General features: G+C 56.4%; 9 protein-coding genes. All 9 read right to left on the bottom strand.

Annotated elements, in window-relative coordinates; translation table 11 throughout:
* Positions 1 to 17: 17 nt before the first annotated feature.
* Positions 18 to 533 carry a GNAT family N-acetyltransferase gene (locus tag ACIREA_RS23555; protein ID WP_397384791.1) on the bottom strand — a complete coding sequence of 172 codons (516 nt, stop codon included), beginning with the start codon at positions 531 to 533 and terminating at the stop codon, positions 18 to 20.
* A gap of 99 nt (positions 534 to 632) precedes the next feature.
* The gene (locus tag ACIREA_RS23550; protein ID WP_397384790.1) at positions 633 to 1,541 is read right to left on the bottom strand and encodes a hypothetical protein; all 909 of its coding nucleotides are present in this window, start codon (positions 1,539 to 1,541) and stop codon (positions 633 to 635) included.
* Between the two features lie 209 nt (positions 1,542 to 1,750).
* Positions 1,751 to 2,071: a hypothetical protein gene (locus ACIREA_RS23545; RefSeq protein WP_397384789.1), complete on the bottom strand. Its 321-nt coding sequence runs from the start codon at positions 2,069 to 2,071 to the stop codon at positions 1,751 to 1,753.
* A 66-nt stretch (positions 2,072 to 2,137) separates the two neighbouring features.
* Complete coding sequence (locus ACIREA_RS23540; protein WP_397384788.1) at positions 2,138 to 2,527, bottom strand: hypothetical protein; 390 nt, start codon at positions 2,525 to 2,527, stop codon at positions 2,138 to 2,140.
* Between the two features lie 4 nt (positions 2,528 to 2,531).
* On the bottom strand, positions 2,532 to 3,545 hold the full coding sequence (locus ACIREA_RS23535) for an AAA family ATPase (RefSeq protein WP_397384787.1): 1,014 nt from the start codon (positions 3,543 to 3,545) through the stop codon (positions 2,532 to 2,534).
* Complete coding sequence (locus tag ACIREA_RS23530; protein ID WP_397384786.1) at positions 3,517 to 5,496, bottom strand: hypothetical protein; 1,980 nt, start codon at positions 5,494 to 5,496, stop codon at positions 3,517 to 3,519. The genes ACIREA_RS23535 and ACIREA_RS23530 overlap by 29 nt, the downstream gene beginning before the upstream one ends.
* A gap of 10 nt (positions 5,497 to 5,506) precedes the next feature.
* Positions 5,507 to 5,902, bottom strand: coding sequence for a hypothetical protein (locus ACIREA_RS23525; protein ID WP_397384785.1), 396 nt, complete (start codon positions 5,900 to 5,902; stop codon positions 5,507 to 5,509).
* Entirely contained in the window at positions 5,899 to 6,114 is a 216-nt protein-coding gene (locus ACIREA_RS23520) for a hypothetical protein (protein ID WP_397384784.1), read from the bottom strand. The genes ACIREA_RS23525 and ACIREA_RS23520 overlap by 4 nt, the downstream gene beginning before the upstream one ends.
* 2 nt (positions 6,115 to 6,116) lie before the next feature.
* Positions 6,117 to 6,627, bottom strand: a 511-nt coding sequence (locus tag ACIREA_RS23515) for a hypothetical protein (RefSeq protein ID WP_397384783.1), incomplete at its 5' end; no start/stop codon positions are given.

The following is a 6,627-nucleotide window of genomic DNA, read 5'->3' as shown; positions in this document are numbered from 1 at the left end:
TTGATCTTATTGGAGATTCATGCCGTCCTGAGTTGCCTATACATCACAATGGGCTCGTAGGGGGAGTGGCGCTCAAGTTCAATAAAACCTTCTGAGGCATATAAGTGCATGTTCCGATCGCGATCACGCTCCCAGTTGTCTGTGCTCCACCCTACTTTCAGAATGGAGCATACCGCGCCACGCTCAATAGCATCCTGAAGGAATTGTTTTACACCTTTATGGCCGAGCCCGCGTCCTCGGAATCTCTTTTGTACCTGCAAATCCTCAAGAAGTGCGACAGGCCACCTGTCCGGGAATGGAATGCGCTCCATGTAATCGCCATACCTGTGTGCTTGTTCTTCGAGATTGTTGAACAGTGACCAGGCGAAATGACCGCATTCTATTCCTCTGGCGGAGAAAATGGCCTTCTTGAATACAGATGGAGACGCTGTGCTGGATTCTGTTTCAAAACCACCCTCGCCCCATGACATATACGAAGAGCCGAACATCCAGCCATAGCGGTTGGTTGATCGTGATTTGGACGGCCTGCTCATCACTCATCTTATCAAATAGATTTTTTGAACAAGGTGAACCCGGAGGCGGGCCACGTTACGAAGGTCCTGCGGCGTCTGAAGTCGAGTCGGGTGGGGCTGCTACTTGGAATGTACTTTTCGGAGCATGATCTTCTTTGGCTCCTTGTTGCCGTTTTTGCCCACTTTGTAAAGCACCGTAACATCTGCGTCGATGTTTTTGCCTGCAGGAACGGTGCCTGGCTCAAGCCCATCAGCGAGTACAACTGGAAGTCTGCGGTCGCTGATTTCAGTAATGATGCCAGCCCATCCATTTGCTGGCCTGTCCAGATCGATGGCCCGAATTACGATTTGGACATGTTCAAAGTCCTTAAATGGCTCTTCTGCATCCTCTTTTTTGTACCCAGGGGGAATCATATTAACCACGTCAGCCGGAATAGAAAGGCTTTCACTATGGTCGAAAGTCATGGTCCCAGTGTGTTCAACTCCTCCTGGATGAGCCATGCGTGAAACCTGCTTTTTCAGATCCTCGGGATTGCGGATTGCTGTTTCAAACAGGTCAATCACTTGCTCCTTGGTCATCCCGAGCTCCTGCCCCATGTTGTTAAAGCTGTTCTCAATATGAATGGTGGCGGGGGTCGGTGTAGACGGCGCAAATTTGTATGCCGCATATAATATCGAGCCTGCAATGATCCACCCAACGAGTTTTTTGAGGTCCATATTGTGAAGTCCTAGTTTTACACGCAGGTCATCTAACTTCTTTTCAGCTGCCTTGCCTTTTCCGAATAAAAAACGAAAGACAATGTTCTCTTTGTAGCTTCCGAACTCAATTGCGTTGATTAAGACTTCGGAGTCTTTGATGTTGGTCTCACAAAGTCGGTTGATGACCAACACGGATTTTTTAACGATAGCCTCAAGGCCCAGCAATGACTCCGCCAACGCTCCTGCTGTTATGACATTCCTGGTATCGTAAAAGAAAAAATGTTCCGTATCAATATAGGGAAGAGGCGCGGTGGAAACGGTGGTTTGCATAGTTCGGGATGGCCCTAGCCATCCATTCAAGACTAAGGCGCAGAACTAGTAGGCACTTTTTTACACGCGTCCTTAAAAATTACGTCGTAAACTGAAGACGGCAGGAACGCGGTCTGGCCTATGGCTTTGAGATGAGATCAATAGGGGCCAGGTGGCTTGACACGGTACTTGATGCGATCCTTGGTGCCACAGTGTAGTAATTTCACCGTTCAATCTGAGAGGGGAAGGCGATGTTCAGCCGCTATTCGCCGTTGAAAGTCTTCATTAGATTCGGCAGCAAGCGCCTTCAACCTTTCCAGTTCTTTTACGGCAGTCGTCAGGGAGGATTCGATCTGTCCGATCGCTTGGGCGTGGAGCGGTCTTGCGGAGATTAAACAGCCACCTTGGAATCCCAATCCGTGCTGACTCAGAATCGCCCTGTCCATCTGTAGTGCTTTATCGAAAACTTCTTTCGTCAAAGGTGGATCAGTTTCAAAGGCTATTTGGTTCGGTTGCTTCGTCAGCTCGCGGTTAATTTTGGCAATCTTCATTTTAAATACAGAGTAAAGCCCTGTCGACCTGGGTGCAATCACAGTCTTTATGACCGCGGGTGCACCTCATGGCTTTGGTCCCTCCGGCATGTCGGCCCAGGCCTTGACTCGGTTGGTGCCGATGATGTCACTGGAGGCCCAGCGCCAGTCATCACCATCGTGAAAGGCTTCTCCGACGTCACCCACATCCGTGCAAAGCAGAACGGTGGTGTCAGAATCGGGCAGAGAGCCGTCTTTAATCCATGTGATGGTATCTTGCTGCGGCTCAAGAGCAGGAACCTTGGGAGTGGTATCTGAGACTGTGCCTGGATTGGCCAAAGCTTGGTCAAAGATGGCGCGGCATTGACCTGCCAGCGTACGATTGTTAGCGGTGGCAAGAGTGACAAGGGCCTCGTACATGTCCGTGGAGATGTAGGCTCCAGCAAGCTTTAGACCTGGAAAGCGTGAGTTTGGCATAGTATCACGCGGCCTCCTGGATGAGTTGGGTGCTGGCGAGGGTGAAGGCTTCGGCGGGATCTTTGATCTTGCCGCCTTGGAGCATGAGGTGTGCGAGCTTGGCGTGCATGACGACGGCACCGCAGGCACCGCTATTTTTCTCGGTGATGATCTTGAGGGCCTGTTTCTTCACGCTGGCATTGCCTGCGGCCTCGGGGAGGTGGCGCTTGATGAGCAGCTGCACGGTGCGCTCGCTGGTGTTGAGGGCGGGATCTGGGTCAAAGAGATCCAAGGACACATCACGCTTGAGGCCGACGACGCGCTTGTGCTGGTCGCACTTGGCCCACTGGTCGATGATCTCGGGATTGCCAACGAGTGCGATCGGCGTGCCGGTGAGATCCAAGAAATCGCGCAGCCAGTCGCGGGCATGGCGTGTCATGCGCTGCGCGTTGTCGATGATGAGCATGGTCTCGCTGTCGCGCAGATGGCGGGCAAGAATGGTCTCGGGGGATTCCCCACGTCCGAGATTGAGGCCTGCGGCCTTGAGCAGCTCACGCACGATGCAGCCCTGACGGCGCGTCCAGGTGTAGAGGTGGATGTAGAGCGTCTTGGCCTTGTTCTGCTTCACGTAGAGGCGGCAGGCGCATGTTTTGGAGATGCCGCCCGGGCCGTGTGCCACGCCTATATTTCCAGTGACACGCACCTGATCAAGGAAGGCGAACATGCCGGGAAGGATGAAGCTGGCGGGATCATCAATGAGATCACCACCACCCTCGATGCGCATTTCATTGGAGAGATAGCTCTCAAGGCGGGTTTCAAATTTCTGCACATCCCCTGCCCACTTGCCTGCGGTGATGAAACGGTACACCTGAGTGCCGTCCTGATAGCCGAGGCGCTTGCCGATGATGCCGCGATCCTTCATGGAGGCGGGATCAAGGCCGTTGTGCTTCATGTGGCGCAGCAGGCTGTCCACAAGGGTGGGATTGGGCAGCTGCTCTGCAGCAGCCGGTTTAGAAGAGTTTGCGGGGGTTGATTTCATGGGGGGCGGTGTCGTTGTTGGTGCTGTCATCGGAAGCGGTGGCATTGGGGAGAGATGCGTTCAGGGCTGCGGTGGCCTTGCGGGTGAATGCGGCGCGATTAGCGGCGCTCTGAGTGACCAGACTCATGTTGTGCTCCTTGCGGGCTGCGGCGGTCGTGGTGCGGTGTACGTTGCGGGCGCGGGTGCCTGCGAGCACAGCGGCCATGCGTTCATTGACGCGGCCATGCTTGCGGTTCGCGGCCTCGGTGTCAGCGCGGCAGGCGCGGTCATCGCGCTTGGACACACCGAGGAAGCTGCCCTTGCCGCGGGTGGCGGAAAAGAGCCACATCACAGAAGGATCAAAGGGATTGACCACGGTTTCGTATTTCTCACGGTCGGTGAGTTCGATCTCGCGGCCATTGGGCTGCATGACGCGGCTTTCGTAACGCAGCTCACCCGGGGCGATCTCGCGATCTTCAAAGGCAAAGAAACCGTCCCGGCACTCGCGTGGCCGTGCGAGATCTTGGTACAAGATCTCAGCAATCACACCATGCGGCGGGCGGATGATTTCACCTTTGCTGACACCCATGTTGAAGACTTCACGCGGGGAGAGCTTGCGGGGCTGAAAGCAGCGTTTGTCAGCCTCAGCCATGACAAGGTAGGCCTGCCGGACTTCGGGGCGCATCAGCATGAGCTGTGATTCGTTCACCCACTCGGCGGAGCCAGCGGCAAGGCGATAGCTCTTGGTGAGGAAACCGCACTTCTCCCATCCTTCCAGGTTGTGGATGGTGCGCTGGTTGATCACCTCCAGCATCTTGTTGATGGCGGGGACAAGCTGAGAGTGAAATTCCAGCGTGGGGAACTTCAGATCCTGAATGACTTCAGGCGGCAGCAACCGGGCCAGCCGCCAGATTTGATCATGCTCACGCTCAATGACGCTGAGAAATTCCGGCTCGTCGCGATCATGCCCGGTCTGTGCAGGCAGGGCGGAGAGTTCGTTGTGGATGTAGTTGTGGAGCGACTCAATCCACGCCTTGAAAAAGGGATTGCCGCCGCCGCCCTTGCCATCGCCCATGCCTGCAATGGCCTGCATCTTGCCGATCATGCCGGACATGTCGAAGGTGACGAGATCACCAAAGGCGCGCTTCATGATGTCCATCACCTCGCTGCGCAACGTGGCGGTGCCGTGCTCCAGCAGGTAAGTGGTGCCGCGTGCGCTGATCCCGTGATTGTAGAGCTGCGAGGCCAGGGCAAAGCGCATATCCGCCTCTTTGATGCCCGTCTTCATGCCGCTGTCACGCAGGAGCTGGGGCTTGGTGCCATGGACGAAGCGGCAGGCGCTGAGAACGTCCTGCATGCCGATCTGAAGCGGTACGCACATCTGGCGTGCGGTGAGCACGTGGCCTTTCATGTCCAGCTTCACGTCATCGCTCACAATGTGGCTGAGGTGCCACAGGCCCACGCGGGTGCTGTGTACCTTGATTCCGTGCTTCATCACTGCCTTGCCCATGCCGTGCCGCAGGGCTGTGAGTTCCAGCTTGGTGGCCTGATAGCGGTAGAGGTTGCGCTTGTCCCACCCGGGCGGGAGATCCGGCCAGCCTGGGTGACCTGCGTAACCGGGGATGGATTCACGATCACGCCACTTGCGGCAGAGTTCGCGGTAGGCCGGTGCGGTGCAGCGCTGATAGCTCTCTTGCAGCGTCTTCCAGAAATCCACGAAGTCATTGGTCAGGCGCGTGGGGGCTTTGTAGTTCGGCACGAGGCCGCGCCAGCCAAATTCTTTGATGGCGGCGATCTTACGGTTGAGCGTCGCGACGTTCACACCCAGTGCAGCGCAGGCCTCGGGCTTGGTCATCTGGCCGTTATGAACTGCCGTGAGAGTCTTTGACCATGTGTCGAATTTCTTGCGCCACTTCGCGGAGACAGTGGCGGCGAATTCATCGAGTTCAGCGGGCTGGAAGGTGAGTTGCATAGAGGTGGGTTCAGACGGGCACTGCGGTGCCGTGCTGCTTGAGGTGGGAGAGTACGGCTTTCTTGATCTCGGTGAGTTGGGCGTCAGGAATCAGGCCGTGGTGGTGGAAACCGATGGCCCCTTTGAGGCGGATGTAGAGAGTGACAGGCACCTCACGCATGCAGGGGCGGCAAATGAAGAAGGAATGCGGCATGAGCTCGTGGCAGTTCGGGCAGCGCACGTCCCGATGATCCTGCATGGCTGCTAGATGGATGCGCTGGGTGCGGAGCATGTCTTTGACGCGCTTGATCTGGAACTGCATCGGCACGCGCTGCGCGTGCGGCACATCGGTGCGGGCTTCCAGCTCAGCGAGGGCGCGCTCTGCGGTGGCGATCTCTGCCTTGAGCTTGTCAGCTTCGGCGTTCATGGCTGTTCCTCCCGGCCATGGGTGACGAGGTCTAGCTCACGCTTTCTGAGCAGCTCAAGCTCATGGGTGTTGCCTTCGATCTTGGCAAAGAGCGTGAGAGTTTCCACATGCTGCGTCTCTGCGATGATGACCCGCATTTCAGCGAGGCACTTTGCAAGATCGTCAGAGGCCAGCGAGATGGCTTCGCGTAGGGCTGGAAGATTGCCGGTCATGTTTAGTCCTTCACGTTTTTGAGTTTCTTGCGTGCCTCTTCGAGCACGGCATCAGCGGTCTCACGTGTGCCGGGTTTGACGCGGGTGTGATGAGCGGCCAGAAAGAAGGCATCCAGGCTGTTCATGATCTGCGTCATCTCGGCTTCGGCCTCCGCCTCCAGTTCCTTGGCCGTCTTCGGCTTGATGATGGTCGGTGTGGTGCGGTTATTGCCGCCGCCGCTCTTGGCAGCCACGAAGCGATCTAGCCATGATTTCTGCGAGGTGCCGCTCACGAAATCAAACAGGGTGATCTGCTTGGCCTTGGCTCCCGGGGGAAGCTTATCGGCCGGCGTGGTGACGAGGGCCTGAAGAGTGAACTGCTTCGCGACTTTCGCGCCGACGATCTGAGCGTACTCTTCACAGACGGATTCCGTGACAGCGAGGAAACGCAGGGCGGTGGTGCGCTTCACTTTGGGGGCGTATTTATCCAGCCACTTTTGCAGCGTGAGAGGCTCCTTTGAGGGGCAATTGTCC

This window comes from Prosthecobacter sp., from assembly GCF_044373815.1.
Classification (GTDB): Bacteria; Verrucomicrobiota; Verrucomicrobiia; order Verrucomicrobiales; family Verrucomicrobiaceae; genus Prosthecobacter.
This window is presented reverse-complemented; position numbering and strand designations above follow the sequence as displayed.

What these genes read in the sequence shown, in the direction of transcription:
- ACIREA_RS23555 (WP_397384791.1), bottom strand. Translation starts at nt 533, where the DNA reads ATGAGCAGGCCGTCCAAATCACGATCAACCAACCGCTATGGCTGGATG.
- ACIREA_RS23550 (WP_397384790.1), bottom strand. Translation starts at nt 1,541, where the DNA reads ATGCAAACCACCGTTTCCACCGCGCCTCTTCCCTATATTGATACGGAA.
- ACIREA_RS23545 (WP_397384789.1), bottom strand. Translation starts at nt 2,071, where the DNA reads ATGAAGATTGCCAAAATTAACCGCGAGCTGACGAAGCAACCGAACCAA.
- ACIREA_RS23540 (WP_397384788.1), bottom strand. Translation starts at nt 2,527, where the DNA reads ATGCCAAACTCACGCTTTCCAGGTCTAAAGCTTGCTGGAGCCTACATC.
- ACIREA_RS23535 (WP_397384787.1), bottom strand. Translation starts at nt 3,545, where the DNA reads ATGAAATCAACCCCCGCAAACTCTTCTAAACCGGCTGCTGCAGAGCAG.
- ACIREA_RS23530 (WP_397384786.1), bottom strand. Translation starts at nt 5,496, where the DNA reads ATGCAACTCACCTTCCAGCCCGCTGAACTCGATGAATTCGCCGCCACT.
- ACIREA_RS23525 (WP_397384785.1), bottom strand. Translation starts at nt 5,902, where the DNA reads ATGAACGCCGAAGCTGACAAGCTCAAGGCAGAGATCGCCACCGCAGAG.
- ACIREA_RS23520 (WP_397384784.1), bottom strand. Translation starts at nt 6,114, where the DNA reads ATGACCGGCAATCTTCCAGCCCTACGCGAAGCCATCTCGCTGGCCTCT.